A 19,833-nucleotide genomic window follows, 5' to 3' on the forward strand; every position below is an offset into this window, starting at 1 on the left:
TGGAATTGCTCTAATATCGATCCGAGGGCGCAGAAGGGAAAACGCTAGGCCGCACGATTCAATGCCGTAAAATCTTGCTCAGAAAAGCGCGGCTGCGGTCTGTCTTGGGGTGCGAGAAGAATTCGTCGGGCGTGCCGCTTTCGACGATGGCGCCGGCGTCCATGAACACCACGCGCTGGGCGACCTTGCGGGCAAAGCCCATCTCATGCGTCACCACCATCATGGTCATGCCTTCCTCGGCGACGGCGACCATGACATCGAGCACTTCGGAAATCATCTCGGGGTCGAGGGCGGAGGTCGGTTCGTCGAACAGCATGATTTTCGGCCGCATGCCGAGGCAGCGCGCGATCGCCACGCGCTGCTGCTGGCCGCCGGAAAGTTGTGCCGGATAGGCGTTGACCTTGTCGGCGAGGCCGACCTTGGCCAGCAAGTCGCGGCCGGCCTTTTCAGCCTCGGCGGGCGGGATCTTGCGGACATGGATCGGGGCGAGCGTGACGTTTTCGAGCGCGGTCTTGTGCGGATAGAGGTTGAAAGACTGGAAGACGAAGCCGATCTCGGTGCGCAGCTGCGTCATGTTGGTGGCGGAGTCGCCAACACGCTGGCCGTCGACGACGAGGTCGCCATCCTTGATCGTCTCCAGGCCGTTGATGCAGCGGATCAGCGTGCTCTTGCCGGAGCCGCTCGGGCCGCAGACGACGACCACTTCGCGCGGCTCGACGCTCAGCGTGATGTCCTTCAGCACATTCAGCGCGCCGAACCATTTGTTGACGCCGCGAAAGTCGATCATGCCGGTCTTGGTCATGCCCGCTTTGGTCATAGTCGTTGGCCCTTTGAGGTTCGATGTCACAGCTGCACCTCGCCATGGGCGGCACCCATGCGGCGCTCGAGCCGGCGGGCCAGCATGATCAACGGATAGCAGACGATGAAATAGCCGACACCGACGAGGAAGAAGACCAGCAGGCCGTTGGGCACGCGCTGCACCACCAGCCAGCCGACGCGGGTGAGGTCGGTCAGCCCGATCGCCGAGACGACCGAGGAATCCTTGATCAGCAGCACATATTGCCCGACCAGCGGCGGCAGCACGATGCGCATTGCCTGCGGCAGCACGACCTGGCGCATGCGCTGCCAGCGCGACAGGCCTGACGCCAGCGCCGCCTCGACCTGGCCTGTCGGCACCGAACGGATGCCGGCGGCGACGATCTCGCAGATGAAGCAGGCGGCGAGATTGGTCAGCGCGATGATGCCGGCGGTGAAGGCGTCGAGCTCGATGCCGAACTCTGGCAGGATGAAGAAGATCAGGAAGATCTGCACCAGGAACGGCGTGCCGCGGATGAGGTCGACCCAGGCGCCGATCACCGTGCTGATCAGCCGGTTGCCGCCGGTGCGCAAGATGCCGAGGCCGAAGCCGAGCAAGGTGCCGAGCACCAGGCTGATCAGCGACAGCACCACCGTCATGCCGAGGCCGCGCAAGGCGAGCGGATAGGAGCCGGCGAGGCTGAGGAACTGTTGCCAGATCATGCGCGCGCCCCCGCTGTGCCAAGCCAGCGGCTGGACAGAACTGCCAGTCCCTTCAGGCAGTAGTAGAGCAGCAGGTAGAAGGCGGCGATGGTGAGAAAGCCTTCCGCCGGCATGAAGCGGTCGGAGGCGAGCAACTGGCCGGCGCGCGTCAGCTCGGCAACCGAGACCAGCGACAGCAGTGCGGAATCCTTGACCAGCACGATCGCCTGTCCGAGCAGCGGCGGGATCGTCACCTTGAAGGCTTGCGGCAGCACGACCAGCCGCATGCGCTGGACATAGGTCATGCCGGAGGCGACGCTGGCCTCGACCTGGCCGCGCGGGATCGACAGGATGCCGGCGCGAATGATTTCAGCGATATAGGCGCCGCTGTTGAGCGACAAAGCGAGGATGCCGACAACCAGTTCGGGCAGGACGAAGCCGAGCCGGGGCAGGCCGAAATAGAGGAAATAGAGCTGCGCCAGCAAGGGCGTGGCGCGCACGGCGTCGATATAGGCCTTGGCCGGGGCGCGAAACAGCCAGCCGCGCTGCAAATTCATGGCGCACAGCACGATGCCGACGATCAGCGCGCCAACGAAGGAGATCGCCGACAGCCAGACGGTCGTGATCAGGCCCTGCCCGAACAGAGGCAGGTATTCGACGATGGTGCGGAAGCTGAAATTTTCGAGCATGGCCGTGCGGCGGTGTGAGTAGTGAGTAGTGAGTAGTGAGTAGGCAGTAGGCAGTAGGCAGTAGGCAGTAGGGGAGCGTGTCGGAATGGCCATTCACCATTCGCAATTCCCTACTTCCTACTCACTACTTCCTACTCACTACCTGCGTCTCCTCAGTGGTCTTTCTTCCAGGCGTCGGAATTGACCCAGTAGTCGAGGTTCTTCTGCAGGCGGCCGTCGATGGTGACCTGGTTGAGGAACAGGTTCATCCAGACCAGCAGGTCCGGCTCGTCATAGCGGGTGGCGAAGGCAAGCGGCTCCTTCGACAGGAGGTCCGGCATGATGGTGAAGCTGCCGGTGGGATAGGCTGTCGACTGGCCCTTGACCGCCGAGACGTCGTTGACGCCGCAATCGGCCTGGCCGTTGTTGACGGCGTCGAGCAGCAGCGGACCGCCGCCCTTGTAGCTCTTGATGTCGGCATCGGGGAAGGCAACCTTGGCTTCCTTCTCGCCGGTGGCGCCGAGCAGCACGGCGATCTTGGTGCCCTTGGCCTTGCAGTCCTCGGTGGTCTTGAACTTGCTGTCGGCCTTGGTGAAGACGGTGCTGCCCGTGTACATGTAAGGCGTGGTGAAGGCGACCTTCATGCCGCGTGCCAGCGTCGGCGTCATGTCGGCGACCAGCAGATCGGCCTTGCCCGACAAGAGCGCCGGGATCAGGCCGTCCCAGTCGAAGTCGAGGAATTTGATTTTCACACCCATTTCCTTGGCCATCAGTTCGGCGAGTTCAACCGAACTGCCGGTGCGTTCGCCATTGGCGCCGACCAGCGAGAAGGGCGGTCCCTGCGTCTGTACCGCGACGCGCAGTTCGCCGCGCTTGGTGATCTCGTCGAGCGTTCCGGCGCTGGCGGCAGTGGTAAGTCCGGCGAGCGCAAGTCCGGCGATGAAAAGTCTGGCAATCTTCATTTGGCATTCCTCCCTGTTGGTTGTTGTTTTGCCCGCGGATTCCCTTGGGCGCTTTTTTGAGCGGCGGCACCGTTGCCAGCGGCAGCCACCGTTCGAAAATTCTCAGTCCCAGGCCACCGTCTCGGTGACCTTGATGCCGCGTTTGGCCAATTCATCGAAGAAGCGGCCACCGGGTACATCGAGCAGCGGGTTGAGCAGGCCGGGCTTGGTGATATCGCCGCGCGCGAGCATCTGCGCCACGATGCTGGCGGGAAAGCCGACGCCAAGGCTCATGCCAAACAGGCCGGAGGCGAGATCACGTTCGATGATCAAATCCGATGTCACCGTCTTGGCGCGGCCGCCTTCGAGGCCGGAAAAGACATTGCGCATCACGCACAGGTCCTTTTCGCCGGGGCCATATTGCAGTTGCGGGCCGAGCAGCCGGCCGAGAAATTCGCGCGGGCTGTTGGAGGTGCCGGGCAGCTTGTCCTCGGAGAGGAAGCCAAGCTCCTTCAGCGGCGCCCAGAAGGCCGACCATCCGGGCCAGCGCAGCGTGTAGCGGCCGGAGCGCTGCAGCCCCTTGGCGGCGGGAAGCATCTCGACATAGTGCAGCGCATCACCATTGGGGAAGGCTTCCAGCCGGCCAAGGCCGGCGACCTCGATCTCATGGATGAAATGACTGTCGTGCTGGCGGGCGGCCGGCACGGCGACGCGCTTGCCGTCCTCGATCATCACGCTGTCGCGGTTCTGGCTGACCAGGACCATGTCGAAGTTCCAGCTCACCTTGTAGCAAAGCGGCTTCGCCATCGCCTTTGGCTCAGGGATGCCGCCGCAATAGGAATCGATTGATGTGATCGTGTCGAACTGCCTGGCGGCGCGGGCGTAGAGCACCAGGTCGATGCCGGGGTCGAGCCCGCATTCGGTCATGATCGAGACACCGGCCTGTTCGGCTTCCGGCGCCAGATCGGCGATGGCCTTGCCGTAATTGGTGGTGACCAGCGGCGTGCGGGCTGCGATCGCGGCTTGCACCGCCTCGCGCATCAATGGCTGCGGCAGCAGGTCGATGACGGCGTCGGCATCGGCCAGCACATTGACGAGTGCCGGACCGATCGCGCCCTCGGGTACGATGAAACGCACACGGGCAAGGTCGGTCAGATCAGCCAACCGGGCCGCGCCATCCGGCGTGGTATCGACGCAGATCACCTCCTCGACACCGCTGGCGACGAGATCGGCGATAGCGGCCCGGCCTTGCAGGCCGAGCCCGCCGAGAACCGCAATCTTCATGCCGGCTCCTTGCGGTCGTCAGACCAGCAGCCCTCGGGAAGGCTGACCCATTTGTTGCAGGACGCCATGACGACGAAGGTCTCGCTGCGCACGACTTCGCCCGGCTCGCCGGCGCCCGGGATCAGCTCGCTGGTGACGCGGTAGAGATCGGCGACGTCACCGGCCACGGTCACGTCGACGATGATGTCGAAGCGCCCGGTGACCACCGAAGCCGAGTTGACGAAGGGCAGTTCGGAAATGCGCTGCGCCAGTTCGCGGGCCCGGCCGCGCCCCTGGGCGTTGATGCCGACAATGGCCGAGATCAGTTCGGGGCGCTCGGTCAGGTTCAACAGCCCGACGATCTTGAGCAGATTGCGATCGAGCAGATTGCGCAGGCGCGAGCGAACCGTCGGCACCGAAATCGCCAATGTCTCAGCGAGCCGGTTGATGCCCGGCTGGGCGTCCTGCGACAGCTGTTTGACCAGCCGCCGATCGGTCAGATCGAGATGTTCCCGCAAAAGCCATGTCTTTCATAAAGAGAAAAAATACCGGCAATCTTTTTGCCTATATGAAAATAAACTATGTCATTAATTTCTAGAAAGCAAGGCGTTGTTTTCAGCCGAGATGGCAATCGGGCGCCGGCCGGCGCACGATCGCGACCACCTTCCTGTCAGGGCTGTCAGGCTCAGGCCAAGGCGGCGGCGAGCAGCTTTGCCTGCGGCGTCAACTCGTCGAAGCTGCGGGCACAGAGGTTGAGCTGGCGCGTCGCCCAGTCGTCGCTGAGCCGCAGGCTGCGGAGCGTACGGGCCGAGCGGCGCGCCGCACTTTCCGGCACGATGGCAATGCCGGCGCCTTGCGCAACCAGCCGGCAGACATTGTCGAGGCCGGGCACGCGGATGCGGATGTGCAGATGGCCACCGAGGCGGGCGGCCTGGCGGGTGATGTGCTCCTGCAGGGCGTGACCGAGGCTCAGGCCAACAAAGGATTCGCTCAGGATGTCGGCGAGGCTGACGGCGTGGCCTTCGAGGCCAGGCCAGTTCCGCGCGGTGATCACCACCAGCCGGTCGACGAAGAACGGTCTTTGTTCGAGATGCGAAAGACCGGCCCAGGTCGCGGCAATGCCGAGATCGGCGGCACCACTGGCCACCGCCTCGGCAATCTCGTGACTGGGGCGCTCGTCCAGATCGATGTCGATGCCGGGATGCGCCACCAGGAAGGCCGGCAGGATGTCGCGCAGCAACTCGGCTGTGGCGGCGGTGTTAGCCATCAGCCGTACACGCGCCCGCAGGCCGCCGGCATAGGCGCCGAGGTCGCCGGCCATCGCCTCGATCTGGTTCTGCACGGCGCGTGCATGGTGCAGCAGCGCGTGGCCGGCGGCCGTCGGCACCACGCCCCGGCGGCGGCGCTCCAGCAGCGGCGCGCCGAGCCGGTCCTCCATGCCCTTGATGCGGGCGCTCGCCGAGGCCAGCGCCAGCCCGGCGAGCTCGGCGCCATGGGTGATGCTGCCGCGCTCGGCCACCAGCAGGAACAGCCGGAGATCGGTGAGATCGAAGCGCATTTTACTCCTGCAAAGCCTGCGGCGTTGGCGTCAGCCTTCGGCCAGAACGAAGGCTGACAGCGCAACTTCCACATTGTGCGCGGGTCGCATCTCCGTCAAATCCTTTGCGATGGAGATGTGCAATGAGCGAAAAAGCGTCAGGCCGGCTCGGTATTCTTGAAAGCATGGCGATCGTGCTGGCGGTCGCCGTCGCTTCGCTTGCCATGGCGCAGGCGCAGCCCGGCTTGCGGGGATGTACGACAATGGCGGCTTCAATCAGTCCCGATGCCGCGCCGGCGAAATCCAACCCGGATGCCGACGCGACGGACATGCTGCTGCATGACTGATCCCGTGGTGAAGGTGCGGTCATGCTGAGTGCCGGCATCCTCGCCTGGATCGGCGCCGTCTTTCTCGCAGCGGGCTTGGTCAAGGGCGTCGTCGGCATGGGGCTGCCGACGGTCGCGATGGGGTTGCTGGCGGTGACGATGCCGCCGGCTGAGGCCGCGGCCTTGCTGTTGATCCCGTCGCTGATCACCAACCTCTGGCAGTTGTTCACCGGCCCGTCCTTCGGCGGCCTGTGCAAGCGGCTGTGGACAATGATGGCCGGCATCATGCTGGGCACCGTCGCCGGGGCAGGGGTGCTCACCGGCGCACATTCGGGCGCGGCCTCGGCAGGGCTGGGTGCGGCGCTGGTGCTTTACGCCGTTCTCGGCCTGCTCAAGCTTGGCTTCACCACGCCGGCGCGCCACGAGGCCTTGATGTCACCGCTGGTCGGGATCGCGACCGGGCTGGTCACCGGCGCCACCGGCGTCTTCGTCATCCCGGCGGTGCCCTATCTGCAATCGCTGCGGCTGAAGAAGGAGGACCTCATCCAGGCGCTTGGCCTGTCCTTCACGGTCTCGACGGCAGCCCTTGCCATTGGCCTGTTCCGGACGGGCGCTCTGGCCTCGCCGACGGCGCAGCTGACAGGGTCGATCCTGGCGCTGCTGCCGGCGCTGGCCGGCATGTTCATCGGCCAGGCGTTGCGCCAGACGATGAGCGTCGAGACGTTTCGCAAGGTGTTTTTCGTGGGGTTGCTGGCGCTTGGGGCGTATCTTGCGCTGGAGGCGCTTTGGTGATTTGCCCTCATTCGGCAATCGACCTGATAACCCTGGCCGGGTTGCCGCCGACAAGGGTGTTGGGGGGCACGTCCCTCGTCACCACCGAGCCCGCCGCGACGACGGCGTTTTCGCCCACCGTCACGCCGCCAATGACTGTTGCGCCGGCGGCGATCCAGACGTTGCGTTCGATGACGATCGGCTTTGCCGTGGTGAAGGCGCGGCGCCGCGACGGCTCGAGCGGATGGCCCGATGTGATGAGGCTCACATTCGGCCCGACCAGCACGTCGTCGTCAATGTCGAGCCCGCCAAGATCATAAAAAGTGCAGTTCTGATTGATGAAGACATTGCGCCCCACGCGGATGTCGGCACCGCCGGTGGCGTAGAAGGGCGGGATCAGCAGGAAGCTGTCGTCGACCTTCTTGCCGATGAGTTCGCTGAACAAAGCGCGGACTTCATCCGCGTCGTTGAATGTCAGACGGTTGAGACGGGCGGTGATCGCCATCGCCCGTTTGACGTCCGCTAGCATCGCTGCCGATTCCGGTGTTCTCCCGGGGATTGTCCTGGTGCGATCCTCATGCGCCATTCGTTGCTTTCCTCCAGGGCACGGTCGAACGAATGGCGAAGTCGGCACGGTTGTGTTGTTTCCCGATCGGCACTTCTTGCCACGTAATGGAGATCACGCGAGGGTCTGACCGGCCTTGGCGGCGCGGATAAGGCGATTGGTCGGGGAGGGCAGGTTTTCAAGCAGGTCGAGGATGCGCAGGCTGTCCCGTTCTGACAGTGCAAGATGTTCGGCGCGCTCGATCGTGGCCTGAGCGTCACGCAATGCGGAGCGCGTGACGAACTCGGTCAGGCCGACATTCGACAAGGCCGCCGCACGAGCGATTACGGCTTTCGCTTCGGGCAGAATCCGAAGATCGATTCGACCGTTGTCAATGACGTTGCGGGGCATAGGTATCTCCTTTGCCCCCAATTATTCAGTACGGATTGAATCCGTACAACATGAATCCCGTCGCATTAACCTCAAGGCATGCGAAGAGCGCGCCGGGTCAATCTACTACCGAACCACCAGCACCGGGATTTCGGTATAGGACAACACTTCCGCTGTCTGGCTGCCCAGAAGCAGCTTGCCCAGTCCGCGGCGGCCATGCGAGGCCATCACGATCAGGTCGCAGCCTTGCGCCTGCGACAGTTCCAGGATCGCCTCGGCGGGCCGTTTGTCCTCGACATGCACAACCTTGGCGGACACGCCGGCGGCATCGGCCGATGCCTTGCACTTGTCGAGAACCTCCTTGCCGTATTTGCGCGATTCTTCCTGGTAGACGGCCAGTTCATCGCCAGCCGCATAGCCGGCCATGGCGCCGCCCCAGGCGAAGATGGGATACGGTTCCGAGACGGTGATAAAGGTGACGGTGGCGCCGATGCCTTTCGCCAAGGTGAGGCCATGGGCAACGCCCTTGTCGGCCAGTTCCGATCCGTCGGTGGCGATGAGCAGATGTTTGTACATGATGATCTGACCTGTTGTGCAAGGGCCGATGCGCCCTTGGGGTGGCGGGAGCCTTGGTGCGGCTCGTCTTGATATAGTTGCGTCATTGGCCCCCTCACAGGGCCAGCGCGATGCGGATCAGGGCCAGGCGAGGGGCGTGCGCCGCCGCAATGTTCCGGTATCCCTGGTCGGCCTTGGCTCGGTTGCGCCGCAACCGGGGCGATTGCAACGAGAGCGGACGTGACGCCGGAGACCATGCGCGAGAAGGTTGTCCAAAATGGCTAACTTACGAATTTGTATGTTCGCGGCGAGGCGGCGGTAAGCCCGATATCCGACATTCAGATCATCAGTTGCCTTTGATCGACGCGTCCGACCGAGAATACAGCAAATGACGACTGCCATGGGCACTCTGCAGCCAACACGGCCAAGAGGCCCACTAAGACGGCCGCCCTCCAAGTTTCGGCGCGAGCTGAACAATTGGGTGCATGCAACCAAATGGGCGGCGCTTCAGTGGGTATTCCGGCGCGATATCGCCGCCATCCGGTCCGCCCTCGGTGTTGAGCCGTTCGCTGCAATCCTTGCCCAATATCCCGACATTGCGCTGAAGCCTGTTCGGCCGTACCTCGCGGCTAACTTGGCGCGTAACCGTCGCTCGATCGCCGTCGTTGGTCACTACACCGAGGCGGCGCGTCTTTTGACCGACACCGCCTTGGTCGAAAGCCACACTCGCGGTCATCGTCTTTTGGCGGTGTCGACCGTTGCTGGTGAAGTCACGGTGGAACTGACGGGTCAGGCAGGTTTGTACCGAGAGGGGGAATGGCGCCTTCTGCTGCGCCTGGAAGGACGTCCGGTTATCGAAATGGGGCTCACGATTGTGGACCGGTCGCTTCTACAACTCGGTGGCGGCGGCAAGATTCTCTATATTGGCGCTCTGAAGTCGACGTCGACCGGTGTGCAAGGTCTCGAGGATTCCCGGATATTGACGAAAGCCATGGAAGGTTTGCGGCCGAAAACTCTGCTGCTCCTGGTCGCCCAGACGTTGGCATCCTCACTCAAACTCCGTGGCCTTGTCGCGGCATCAAACGCAGGCCACGTCTTTTCGAGGGACTATGCTTTGCGCCGCCGCATCACAGCGGACTATGACAGCTTCTGGGCGGAGTCCGGCGGCAGGCCAATACGTCGGACAATGTATGCCTTGCCCCTCGTGAAGGCTCAACGCGACCCGGCCGACTACAAGCCGAACAAACGGGCGCAAATACGCAAGCGTCAGCGCCTTGAGGTCGAAATTTCGCGTTCTGTCAGCGAAGCTGTCAGGCCGCTGCTGCGGAGTTGAACGCCTCGGATGGAAAATGGCTTCCAACCCCGAACCACGATCGGGAAGGCGCGTGATGGTCAAAGAGGGCTAATGGGCTCTCCGGACTGCAGCGGTGTTCGGGACAGCCACTTCTGGGACGCATCCGTCGCGCATCGTGCTTGGGTATCAATTCACAATTGGCCGCCGAGCATGCCCGGCGGCCAATCGTGAAGCGGTATCATCCCTAAGCTTAGAACGGTGCCGCCGGCAGCTCCTGGGTGCCTTCGAGCTTCACAGCCTGGAGTTCGTTCGCGTCATAGCCAAGAGCCCGCAGGATGGTGGGAGCGACCTGTGTCGTCTGCACCAGAGCTGGCACCGATCCCGGCTTGAGCGAAGGATTGCTGATGAGAAGCGCCACGTTGCGATCGTTCGCATTGGCGCCGCCGTGCTCGGCAATCTTCGAGCCGGATGTGTAGACCACACCCGGATTGACCGTGGCTATGAAGTCCGGCGTACGGCTGTCGATGGCCGGATCCTGATAGGCGAGAGCAAGCGCATTCGGCGGCTGGATCTGGGCGATGCCTTCAGCCTTGCTCGATTTCTCGAGATAATCCTGCGCCGCCGCGAGGTTCTTGACCCTGTCTTGCGGTTTGAGCCAGATCAGCGCGGCGTCGTCGGCGATGTGGAAGGCATAGCCCGGTGTCTTCGTATAGGGATCATCGTCCAGTGGCTGGAACGACGCCGGGTCGATGGGCGACTGGCCATGCTTCGAGGCAAGTATGATCAGGGTCGAATTGGCGAGTTTGTTGTCCTTGAGTGCGACCATCAGTTCGCCGAGAGCGCCATCGACATAGGCGAGCTGCCCGGCAAGACCATTGCTGGGCGCGCCGCTGGCATCCAGATAGCCGCCCACCAGACCGGCCTCGTCGCCAGGACCGGCCTTGGGAAGCTTCTGGCCCACGCTCACCGCCTGGAAATTCATGCCGAAAAGCGTGGGAACCGCTGCGGGATGCGAGCCGGTGCTGTCGAGGCCTTTGATTTCGTTGATCACGGCATGGACCCGCGCTTCATCAAAGTCGCGCTCGGCCTTGAAGCTGCCCGTCGTCTTCACCTTCGTGCCGGGAATCAAGCTGTCCTGTTCCAACGCGTAGAGATCGTCGACGCCTTTGCCCGAAGGTCCGTTCAGCCATTCGTAGGCCGGGTGCTTGTCGGACCAGGCCGTGCGGCCGCCATGAGCTTTCACGATTTCGAAGACGTTGTTGACCCGCACGAAATCATGCGGATAGACCACCGAGCATTTGCCGTTGATCAGCGTCATCGGCAGCTTTGCCGGGTCGATCTGGCTGCGGTAATCGCCCGGCTTGCCACCACCATCAAGGCGCGTCGAATCGACGTCGATGTTCTCGGCGAAGGCCACCTCGGCACCCGGCTCCCCCTTGCAATCCGAGGCCGGCGCGAAATAGGTGCGGTCGTAGCTGTCGTCGTAGAACACGCCCGTCGATTTGGGTGTGCCGCCGGTTACCTGTGCCACAAGGCCGGGAAACGAGTCGGACGGGGCGCTGGCAAGCGCATTCGGATAGAAAATCCCGGTATGGGCGAGCGCGGCGAGCGAGCTTGTCGGATTTGCGGCGACATAGTTTGCCAGATCGAGTGCATGAAGCCCGTCGACGCTGATGAGCAGTACGTGCTTGTAGGGTGCGGCGATGGCGCTGGAATTAGACAGCGCGCCAGCCAATGCCGCCGTCAGCGTACCCGCAGCCAGCGCTAGAGATAGCGTTTTCATTGAAGTGTCCCTCGTCTCGCAGCCCCGCGATGGATCAAGGATAGGCGAGTGGACATGACAGGTTCATGAAAACTCGTTGGCAAAGGACCTTACGGATTGGTAAGCCAGCGGTGATGCAGCGGAAAGGTTGCCCCCGCAAGATACCGGTCACGGGACCGTGGTTTGTCAGCAACTCGCGTCACGTCCATTGTTGAGTCCACGACCTAGAACCGGACGGACGAGAGACCGCGCATGATCGCCGACTGGTGCAAGGCCTCCCGAATCCTTCGGGCCGCTGCCTTTGGCTTGCTGTGTCTGGGCGTCGCAAGCGCCTCGGCCATCGATCGCGCCTTGGCGGCCGACACCGCCATTCCGGTGGTTGCCGATGTGGCGCGCCGCGGCGATGTTCCGGTATCCCTCGTCGGCCTTGGCTCGGTCGCGCCGCTGCGCAGTGTGACCGTGACCAGCCGCATCGACGGCCAGCTCATCAAGCTCGACTTCGCCGATGGCCAGGATGTGCATGCCGGCGACCTGCTTGCCGAGATCGATCCGGAACCCTTGCAGGCCGCCCTTGCGCAGACGCAGGCGACCAAGGTGCGGGACGACGTGTCGCTGGCAAATGCCAGGCTCGACCTTGCCCGGGCGCAGACGCTGACCACCAAGGGTGTCGGCTCGACGCAGGCGCTGGACACGGCAAAGGCCGCCGTGGCGCAACTCGAGGCGACCGGCAAGGTCGACCAGGCCGCCATCGACATCGCGCAGATCCAGCTGCGTTTCACGCAGATCCGCTCGCCGCTGGACGGCCGTGCCGGCATCCACATGGTCGACGCCGGCGCCATCGTCCGCGCCAGCGACACCGGCGGCATCGTCCGCATCACCCAGATCCACCCCATTGCCGTCGACTTCTCGCTGCCATCCGACGCGCTGCCTCGCATCCAGACCGTGATGAAGGCAGGCAACGCCCCTGTGGTCGCGCAGGACAATGGCGGCCAGCAACTGGCGACCGGCAGCCTGAGCGTTGTCGACAACCAGATCAACAGCGCCACCGCGACAATCAGGATACGCGCCGTCTTCGACAATGCCGACGACCTGCTGTGGCCGGGACAGTTCGTCAATGTCCGCGTCCAGGTCGAATTGCAGCGGGGCGTGGTCACGGTCCCGGTGACGGCGATTGTGCGCGGCCCGGACGGGACCTATGCTTTCGTGGTCGGCAAGGACAGGCACATCATCAAACGGCCGGTGACGGTGGCCTATTCGAATGCCGAGCTTGCCGTCGTCGGCGAAGGCGTTCAGCCCGGCGACACCATCGTCACCGACGGCCAGTACCGCATCCAGGAGGGAGACCTGGTCGACGTCACCGGGCCGGCCCAGGCGGCGAACTAGCGCCATGAACATTTCCGCGCCCTTCATTATCAGGCCGATCGCCACCACGCTCCTGGCCATCGGTGTGACGCTGGTCGGGCTGGTGGCGTATTTCCTGCTGCCGATCGCCGGCGTGCCGCAGGTCGAAATCCCGACGCTGCAGATCTCGGCCAACCTGCCGGGGTCGAACGCCGAGACGATGGCGACGACGGTTGCCGCACCGCTGGAAAGGCAGCTGGCGCTGATTTCGGGCGTGACGTCGATCAGTTCGAGCAGTTCGCTCGGGCGCACCTCGATCCAGGTCGAGTTCGACCTCGACCGCAGCCTCGACGGCGCAGCACAAGATGTGCAGACCGCGATCAGCGCCGCCAGCGGCGATCTGCCGAAGGACCTTCCCAGTCCGCCGACCTACGAGAAAGCCAATCCGGCCGACGCGCAGCTGATGTCGATCGCGGTCACCTCCACCGACCTGCCGATCGACAAGGTCGACGACTATGTCGAGAACTATTTGGCGCTGCAGCTGTCGCGGATCACCGGCGTCGGGCTCGTCGACTTCCATGGCGAGCAGAAGTCGGCGGTCCGCGTCCAGGTGAACCCGTCAGCGGCGGCAGCCCTCGGCCTCAGCCTGGAAGACATCCGCGCCGCGATAGCGACGGCAAGCGTCAACGCGCCCAAAGGCACGTTGAATGGCCCCAGGCAATCGCTGACGCTCGCCGCCACCGACCAGCTTTCCAACGCGGCCTCGTTCAACTCGGTGATCATCGCCTATCGCAACGGCGCGCCGGTCCGCATCAGCGACATCGGCGCGGCCATAGACGGCGTCGAGGATATAAGGCAGGCGGCATGGCTCGGCAGCCAGCGGGCCGTCATCATCGATGTCCACAAGCAGCCCGGTTTCAACATCAACCAGACGGTGCAGCTGATCAAGAACGCGCTGCCGGAGCTGCAGCGCACGCTACCGCCTTCGGTCAAGATGCAGATCCTGGGCGACCGCACCCAGACGATCCGGGCTTCGGTTTCCGAGGTGCAGTTCACCATGGCGATCAGCATCGGTCTCGTCGTGCTGGTGATCTTCCTGTTCCTGCGGCATGTGCGCGCCACCCTCATCCCCAGCATCACCATTCCGGTGTCGCTGCTGTGCACCTGCGCGGTGATGTACCTGCTCGGCTACACGATCGACAACGTGTCGCTGATGGCGCTGACCATTGCCGTCGGCTTCATCATCGACGACGCCATCGTCATGGTGGAAAACATCATCCGCCATATCGAGAATGGCGATGCGCCGCTGCAGGCGGCACTCAGCGGATCGCGCGAGATCGGCTTCACCATCATCTCGATGACGCTGTCGCTGGTCGCCGTCTTCATTCCACTGCTTTTGATGGGCGGCCTGATCGGCCGGCTGTTCCGCGAATTCGCGGTCGCCGTCAGCATCGCCATCATGATGTCGGGACTGATTTCGCTGACGCTGACGCCGATGATGTGCGGCAGGCTGTTGAAGCCGATCGACCACAATGCCCGCGAGAACATCGCGTCGCGGGCGCTGGAATCCGCCTTTGCCGGCATGCTGCATGTCTACGAGGTGGGGTTGCGCTGGGTGCTCAGGCACAAGCCGGTGATGCTGCTGTTCATGGCGGCGACGCTCGGCGCCACCGTCTATCTCTACCAGGTCATCCCGAAGGGGTTTTTCCCGCAGCAGGATAACGGCACCATTTCGGGCAGTTCGGAGGCGGCGCAGGACATCTCCTACGATGCCATGGTGCAGCGCCAGCACGAACTGGCCAAGGTGGTGACCGCCGACCCGGATGTTCAGACGGTCTACTACTGGGTCGGCGCCAACCCGACCGTCAACAGCGGCCGGCTGATGATCGACCTCAAGCCGCTGCGCGAGCGCCATGCGACGGCGACGCAGGTGATCAACCGCCTGCGCAAGGCGGCGGCCAAGGTCGAGGGCATCGCCTTGTTCGGCCAGGCCCGCCAGGACGTGCAGATCGGCGCGCGGGTCAGCAAGACGCAGTACCAGTACACGCTGCAGGATCCCGACGTGAACGAGCTGTTCAAATGGGCGCCGATCATGCTGGCCAAATTGCAGACCTTGCCCGAACTGCAGGACGTGACCGGAGACCTGCAGGCGAGAGCACCGAGGATGACGCTGAAGATCGACCGCGACCTGATCGGCCAGCTCGGCATCACGCCGCAGGCCGTGGACGATACGCTGTACGACGCCTTCGGCCAGCGCCAGGTGGCGACCATCTTCACCCAGCTCGACCAGCACCATGTCGTGCTGGAGCTGCAGCCGCGCTTCCAGGAGGACGCCTCGGCGCTGGCCCGGCTGTTCGTGCGGTCCAGCACCAGCGGCCAGATGGTGCCGCTGTCGGCGCTGGCGCATTACGAAACGTCGGTGTCGCCGCTGACGATCAACCACCAGGACCAGTTTCCGGCGGTGACGCTGTCGTTCAACCTGGCGGCCGGGCATTCGCTCGGCGACGCGATCACGGCGATCCAGAAGCTCGAACAGTCGATGATCCTGCCGCCGGCGCTGACGACGCGCTACCAGGGTTCGGCCAAGGTGTTCCAGTCATCGCTGGCCAACCAGCCCTATCTGATCCTGGCGGCGATCATCGCCGTCTATATCGTGCTCGGCATCCTCTATGAGAGCTTCGTGCACCCGCTCACCATCCTGTCGACGCTGCCGTCGGCGGGAGTCGGCGCCTTCCTGGCGCTGATGGCGCTCGGCTATGATTTTTCGCTGATCGCGCTGATCGGCGTCATCCTGCTGGTCGGCATCGTCAAGAAGAACGCCATCATGATGATCGACTTTGCGCTGGAGGGCGAGCGACGACGGAACCTGCCGGCGGAAGAGGCGATCTACCAGGCCTGCATCCTGCGCTTCCGGCCGATCATGATGACGACCATGGCGGCGCTCTTGGGCGGCCTGCCGCTGGCGCTGGGCAGCGGCGCCGGCTCCGAGCTTCGCCGGCCGCTGGGTATCGCCATCGTCGGCGGCTTGCTCCTGTCGCAGTTCCTGACGCTCTACACCACGCCCGTCATCTACATCTACCTCAGCCGGTTCAGCCATATCAGGTGGTTCTGGCGCCGCGAGGCCGATCCCGAAATCGTCGTGCCCGCCGCCGAGCCGGCGCTGGCGGCCAGCCCGTGGCCAGAGGTTCTACAAGGACCGCCGCCACCCAAGCGGCGCGAGACGCAGGTGGCGAAACGGCGCTGAAGGGCGGCTGCGACCGCCGCTTGGGTCTTTCGCTGTGTTGTGCCGATCGCTACAGCTTGGCCTGACATCAACGAAAGGCCGAGCGTATGAGCAGCGTGCTACCCCAAATCCATCTGGTCCGGCATGGCGAAACGGCGTGGAGTCTTTCGGGGCAGCATACCGGCCGCACCGACATGCCGCTGACGCCGGCAGGCGAAGCCGCCGCGCGGGGCGTCGCGGAGCGCCTGAAAGGCCTGGCGTTCTCGGCGGTGTGGTCGAGCCCCTCGCAGCGCGCCTACAACACCAGCGTGCTTGCCGGCTTTGGCGCGCAGAGCGTCAGAAACGACGATCTGCAGGAGTGGGATTACGGCGCCTATGAGGGGCGGACAACCAAAGAAATCCTGGCCGAGCGGCCGGGCTGGAACGTGTTTCGCGACGGCTGTCCGCAAGGCGAGATGGCGGCCGATGTCGGCGCGCGCGCCGACAGGATCATCAGACAGCTTCGCGAAGCTGGCGGCTCGACCCTGATCTTTTCCAGCGCGCATTTCCTGCGCGTGCTGACGGCCCGCTGGCTCGGCCTGCCGCCCGAAGGCGGGGCGCTGTTCGTGCTCGATACGGCCAGCATCAGCGTGCTCGGCTACGAGCACGATCTCAGCGAGCCTGTCGTGCGCAAATGGAACCAGAAATAGCGGGCACCGCTCAAGCTCTTCCGTACTCTCACCCTTCAGTCTCCTGACACAAATTCCGCGCTGCCAGTGTATGGTCGGCGGCGTCAGTCAGAGAGGGATTTGTCCATGTCAAAAGAGTTGGTGCGCGACCTGTTCGACAGGTGGGAACGGGTCTGGGTGGACGGCCAATACGATCTGATCCCGGCTTGCGTCGGCTCGCACTATATCCGGCATGACGAGAAGGGCGACCGCACGGTGACGCGCGAGGACTATACGGCGGAACTCGCTTCCGTCCGGGATGGCCGGCCGGGCATCCGTGTCGTCGTTTATGATCACGCCTTCACGGATGACAGCGCATGGTTTCGCTTTTCCTTCGTGTGGCCCGATCCCGAAACCGGCGAACCGCGCAGCCGGGCCGGCATGCAAAGCTACCGGATCGAGGATGGCAAGCTCGCTGAAACCTGGATTTCGATGCTGGCGCCAGACACGAAATGGACGGATGCGACCGCCCAGGACCGCTGGACGAGCACCAGCCGATCTCCGCAGAAATCGACCTGACGCCCGTCCGCGTCCGCCCCTACTTATCGAACTTCCGGATCGCCTCGGCGGTCACCGGCGTGAAGAAATTCACCAGATTGCCGTCGGGGTCACGGAACAGCGGCGAGCGGTTGCCCCAGGGCATGGTGGTCGGCTTCTGCACGGTTGTGTCCCTGATGAAGTCCGACAGCCTGGCGAATTCGGCATCGACGTCGCCGACGCGGAATTCGAGGATGGCGGTGTGGTTGTCGGCGGGGCGGGCGATGTCGCCGCCGAACAGCATCAAGGTGCGCGTGCTGCCGATCGCCAGCGTGCAAGAAGGTGTCGCCAGTTCGGCGAAGTCTTCCGTGTAGACCGTCACCGGCATGCCGGTGATCTCGCCGTAGAAGCGCACGAGGCGCTGAACATCTGAGGTGATGATGCGGACAGAGACGAAATTCATCGCATTGGCTCCTTGATCGCTGAAGCCGCGGCTGGGCTCCCAAGCAATCTATAGGCCAGGCCTCCTGACAGCTTTCTGTCAGGAGAGGGGTGCGACGGCTACGCTTCCGGTTCGGACCACCTCTCCTGCACCATTGGCGGCAGGCCGAAGGCGGCGATCAGTTCTGCCGCGAGCGGGCCGACATAGACCGTGAGCGAGGCGATGCCGCCATCGGCGGGCTCGATGACATGCAGCGACTGGGCGCGCCATTCGGGCTCCTGGTGGCGCTGGGCGTAGATCGCGACCGCCGGCTGGCCGTTGGCCCGTGTCGCCACCGCGCGGTAGCCGGCGAAATTGCCCCACACGGTTTTGAAGAAACCGTGGATCGCAGGGCGGCCCTGGTACCAGTCGCGCCATGGCGGCATGTGATAGGTGGCGTCCTCGCGCAGCAGAGCGATGAAGCCGTCGAGATTGGCGGCCTGCCAGGCCGCGATATAGCGTTCGAGCAGCAGGCCTTCCTGCGGGTTGGGTTGCGATCGCTGCAAGGGACGACCCTGCGGATAGCGCCCGCCGAGTGTCGCACGCGCCCGCTGTAGGGCGCTGTTGACCGAGGCCGTCGAGCCGCCCAGCAACTGCGCGGTCTCCAGCGCCGACCAGCCCAGCACGTCGCACAGCAGAAGGGATGCGCGTTGCCGGGGCGGCAGCAGCTGGAGGGCGGCGACGAAGGCAAGCCGCACGGCCTCGCTTGTCTCGTAGCGTGCGTCCGGCCAAGGTTCGCCGTCGACTAGGTCCGGCAGCTCGGCGTCGGGGTAGGGCTCCAGCCAGGCAAGCTCGGTCGCCGGCCCGGCGGCGGCGCGCCCTTCGCTCGGTGGCCGGGCGGGTTCTTCGAGAATGCGATGCGCCGTGGCCCGCGCCTTGATGGCGTTGAGGCAGGCGTTGGTGGCGATGGTGTAGAGCCAGCCGCGCGGCGAGCCGCGCCCGTCGAATTGCGCGCGGCCGCGCCAGGCCTTCAGCAACGTCTCCTGGACGAGATCGTCGGCCTCGTGCAGCGAGCCCATCATCCGGTAGCAATGCAGCTTCAGTTCGCGGCGGTGGGTCGTTGCCAGGCGCTCGAAGGCAGGCCGATCGAGGATCGGCCGGCCTGTCGGGCTCAGCGGCTCAAGCGGGCCGGGAGCGTCTGTCATGTCGAGCCTGCCGTGTGGAATTTACCTTCCATCCTGCGCGCCTCATGCCGCCGCTGCAAGGCCGCTGCCGCTGACCGTGAAGGCGGTGCCTTGCACCTTGCCGCCGGCGAGCGCGACCACGGCGCGTCCGACATCGGCGGGTGTCTGCACATCGCTCATGCTGGCCAGGAAATCCGCCGGGCTGATGCCGAGATATGCGGAGATACCTGTAATGCCGCGCTGGCCGACGCCGGTGCCGGTCATGATGCGCATCGGCGCCAGCGCCATGAAGCGCAGGCCGAGGCCCAGCCGGTCGGCCTCCTTCTGGCTGTGCGCGGCCAGGAACATCTGCATGCGCTTGGCGCCGGAATAGCCGCCGGAGTTGGGCGGGCCGCCGCTGAGCGCGGCGCCACTGGAGATCAGCACCACGCGGCTGCCCGGCTTAAGCCCACCGCGCAGGGCGGCCTTGCAGAACAGGAACGATGCCTTGACGTCCGTCTCCCAATTCGCCGAGAAATCGTCCCAGCTCTGGTCCTGGATGGAGGCCGACGGAGCGAAGGCACCGGCGCAGATCACCAGCACGTCCGGCTCCAGCGCGGCGAACACTCTATCGGGCGCGGCCTCCTGCGTGGCGTCGGCGGCAAGCGTCTTCACGCCTGACGCCTCCCAGGAGAGCTCCTTCAAAGCTTCCGTGCCGCGGGCGACGGCAAGCACCGTCGCCCCCTCGCTGAGCGCAGCTTCCACGATCGAGCGGCCGACACCCCGGCTGCCTCCGACCACGACGACATTTTGACCCTTCAACGATCCCATGGATCACCTCGCTTTTCCGGCCCGGAGGATTCCGGTGCCTGTAGGTGAAGACAGTGGGGGCGGGTGGAAATCATCGGTGCGGGGCAAAAAGATTTCTCGGGCCGCCTGCCAGGCGCTGTCGC

General features: G+C 64.4%; 21 protein-coding genes. 7 read left to right on the top strand and 14 right to left on the bottom strand.

Translation table 11 applies throughout. The features are described from left to right. Nucleotides 1–58 precede the first annotated feature (58 nt). From DBIPINDM_RS28755 to DBIPINDM_RS28785, 7 genes are all read right to left on the bottom strand, one after another. Nucleotides 59–787 carry an amino acid ABC transporter ATP-binding protein gene (locus DBIPINDM_RS28755; RefSeq protein ID WP_258589367.1) on the bottom strand — a complete coding sequence of 243 codons (729 nt, stop codon included), beginning with the start codon at nucleotides 785–787 and terminating at the stop codon, nucleotides 59–61. 56 nt (nucleotides 788–843) lie between these two features. Next, on the bottom strand, nucleotides 844–1,518 hold the full coding sequence (locus DBIPINDM_RS28760; RefSeq protein WP_258582364.1) for an amino acid ABC transporter permease: 675 nt from the start codon (nucleotides 1,516–1,518) through the stop codon (nucleotides 844–846). After that, nucleotides 1,515–2,186: an amino acid ABC transporter permease gene (locus DBIPINDM_RS28765; protein ID WP_258582365.1), complete on the bottom strand. Its 672-nt coding sequence runs from the start codon at nucleotides 2,184–2,186 to the stop codon at nucleotides 1,515–1,517. Before DBIPINDM_RS28765 ends, DBIPINDM_RS28760 begins: the two co-directional genes overlap by 4 nt. Nucleotides 2,187–2,338: 152 nt before the next feature. Next, nucleotides 2,339–3,127 (bottom strand): ABC transporter substrate-binding protein, encoded by a 789-nt coding sequence (locus DBIPINDM_RS28770; RefSeq protein ID WP_258582366.1) that lies wholly within the window; start codon nucleotides 3,125–3,127, stop codon nucleotides 2,339–2,341. Nucleotides 3,128–3,229: 102 nt separating this feature from the next. Next, the gene (locus tag DBIPINDM_RS28775; protein WP_258582367.1) at nucleotides 3,230–4,390 is read right to left on the bottom strand and encodes a saccharopine dehydrogenase family protein; all 1,161 of its coding nucleotides are present in this window, start codon (nucleotides 4,388–4,390) and stop codon (nucleotides 3,230–3,232) included. Beyond that, a complete protein-coding gene (locus DBIPINDM_RS28780) occupies nucleotides 4,387–4,887 on the bottom strand; it encodes an Lrp/AsnC family transcriptional regulator (protein ID WP_258582368.1) in 501 nt (166 codons plus the stop codon). The genes DBIPINDM_RS28775 and DBIPINDM_RS28780 overlap by 4 nt, the downstream gene beginning before the upstream one ends. A 167-nt stretch (nucleotides 4,888–5,054) precedes the next feature. After that, nucleotides 5,055–5,927 carry a LysR substrate-binding domain-containing protein gene (locus tag DBIPINDM_RS28785; protein ID WP_258582369.1) on the bottom strand — a complete coding sequence of 291 codons (873 nt, stop codon included), beginning with the start codon at nucleotides 5,925–5,927 and terminating at the stop codon, nucleotides 5,055–5,057. 122 nt (nucleotides 5,928–6,049) lie between these two features. Between DBIPINDM_RS28785 and DBIPINDM_RS28790 the strand changes: the two genes are divergently transcribed. Then, nucleotides 6,050–6,253 carry a hypothetical protein gene (locus DBIPINDM_RS28790; RefSeq protein ID WP_258582370.1) on the top strand — a complete coding sequence of 68 codons (204 nt, stop codon included), beginning with the start codon at nucleotides 6,050–6,052 and terminating at the stop codon, nucleotides 6,251–6,253. A 21-nt stretch (nucleotides 6,254–6,274) separates the two neighbouring features. Further along, nucleotides 6,275–7,024 (top strand): sulfite exporter TauE/SafE family protein, encoded by a 750-nt coding sequence (locus DBIPINDM_RS28795; protein ID WP_258582371.1) that lies wholly within the window; start codon nucleotides 6,275–6,277, stop codon nucleotides 7,022–7,024. A gap of 7 nt (nucleotides 7,025–7,031) precedes the next feature. Here the strand turns inward: DBIPINDM_RS28795 and DBIPINDM_RS28800 are convergent, their stop codons facing one another. From DBIPINDM_RS28800 to DBIPINDM_RS28810, 3 genes are all read right to left on the bottom strand, one after another. Then, nucleotides 7,032–7,589, bottom strand: a complete 558-nt coding sequence (locus tag DBIPINDM_RS28800; RefSeq protein WP_258582372.1) for a sugar O-acetyltransferase — start codon at nucleotides 7,587–7,589, stop codon at nucleotides 7,032–7,034. Nucleotides 7,590–7,682: 93 nt separating this feature from the next. Beyond that, nucleotides 7,683–7,958: a DUF1778 domain-containing protein gene (locus DBIPINDM_RS28805; RefSeq protein WP_258582373.1), complete on the bottom strand. Its 276-nt coding sequence runs from the start codon at nucleotides 7,956–7,958 to the stop codon at nucleotides 7,683–7,685. Between the two features lie 105 nt (nucleotides 7,959–8,063). Continuing rightward, nucleotides 8,064–8,513 (bottom strand): universal stress protein, encoded by a 450-nt coding sequence (locus DBIPINDM_RS28810; RefSeq protein ID WP_258582374.1) that lies wholly within the window; start codon nucleotides 8,511–8,513, stop codon nucleotides 8,064–8,066. A gap of 460 nt (nucleotides 8,514–8,973) precedes the next feature. Between DBIPINDM_RS28810 and DBIPINDM_RS28815 the strand changes: the two genes are divergently transcribed. Continuing rightward, a complete protein-coding gene (locus DBIPINDM_RS28815) occupies nucleotides 8,974–9,825 on the top strand; it encodes a VirK/YbjX family protein (RefSeq protein ID WP_258582375.1) in 852 nt (283 codons plus the stop codon). A 211-nt stretch (nucleotides 9,826–10,036) separates the two neighbouring features. On the opposite strand, the gene DBIPINDM_RS28820 is transcribed toward DBIPINDM_RS28815, so the two are convergent. After that, entirely contained in the window at nucleotides 10,037–11,569 is a 1,533-nt protein-coding gene (locus tag DBIPINDM_RS28820; protein WP_258582376.1) for an alkaline phosphatase family protein, read from the bottom strand. Between the two features lie 231 nt (nucleotides 11,570–11,800). Between DBIPINDM_RS28820 and DBIPINDM_RS28825 the strand changes: the two genes are divergently transcribed. The 4 genes from DBIPINDM_RS28825 (at nucleotide 11,801) to DBIPINDM_RS28840 (ending at nucleotide 17,338) form a co-directional block, all read left to right on the top strand. Next, nucleotides 11,801–12,931 carry an efflux RND transporter periplasmic adaptor subunit gene (locus tag DBIPINDM_RS28825; RefSeq protein WP_258582377.1) on the top strand — a complete coding sequence of 377 codons (1,131 nt, stop codon included), beginning with the start codon at nucleotides 11,801–11,803 and terminating at the stop codon, nucleotides 12,929–12,931. Between the two features lie 4 nt (nucleotides 12,932–12,935). Then, entirely contained in the window at nucleotides 12,936–16,133 is a 3,198-nt protein-coding gene (locus DBIPINDM_RS28830; RefSeq protein WP_318036907.1) for an efflux RND transporter permease subunit, read from the top strand. A gap of 86 nt (nucleotides 16,134–16,219) precedes the next feature. Continuing rightward, a complete protein-coding gene (locus DBIPINDM_RS28835) occupies nucleotides 16,220–16,801 on the top strand; it encodes a histidine phosphatase family protein (protein WP_258582378.1) in 582 nt (193 codons plus the stop codon). Nucleotides 16,802–16,906: 105 nt separating this feature from the next. Next, nucleotides 16,907–17,338 carry a nuclear transport factor 2 family protein gene (locus tag DBIPINDM_RS28840; RefSeq protein WP_258582379.1) on the top strand — a complete coding sequence of 144 codons (432 nt, stop codon included), beginning with the start codon at nucleotides 16,907–16,909 and terminating at the stop codon, nucleotides 17,336–17,338. 19 nt (nucleotides 17,339–17,357) lie between these two features. Here DBIPINDM_RS28840 and DBIPINDM_RS28845 read toward each other — a convergent pair whose 3' ends face one another. From DBIPINDM_RS28845 to DBIPINDM_RS28855, 3 genes are all read right to left on the bottom strand, one after another. Continuing rightward, complete coding sequence (locus DBIPINDM_RS28845; RefSeq protein ID WP_258582380.1) at nucleotides 17,358–17,759, bottom strand: VOC family protein; 402 nt, start codon at nucleotides 17,757–17,759, stop codon at nucleotides 17,358–17,360. A 98-nt stretch (nucleotides 17,760–17,857) separates the two neighbouring features. Continuing rightward, nucleotides 17,858–18,922 (bottom strand): sigma-70 family RNA polymerase sigma factor, encoded by a 1,065-nt coding sequence (locus tag DBIPINDM_RS28850; protein WP_258582381.1) that lies wholly within the window; start codon nucleotides 18,920–18,922, stop codon nucleotides 17,858–17,860. A gap of 42 nt (nucleotides 18,923–18,964) precedes the next feature. Next, nucleotides 18,965–19,711, bottom strand: a complete 747-nt coding sequence (locus tag DBIPINDM_RS28855) for an SDR family oxidoreductase (RefSeq protein ID WP_258582382.1) — start codon at nucleotides 19,709–19,711, stop codon at nucleotides 18,965–18,967. Nucleotides 19,712–19,833: the final 122 nt, after the last annotated feature.

Origin of the sequence: Mesorhizobium sp. AR02, from assembly GCF_024746835.1 — a bacterium.
Classification (GTDB): Bacteria; Pseudomonadota; Alphaproteobacteria; order Rhizobiales; family Rhizobiaceae; genus Mesorhizobium.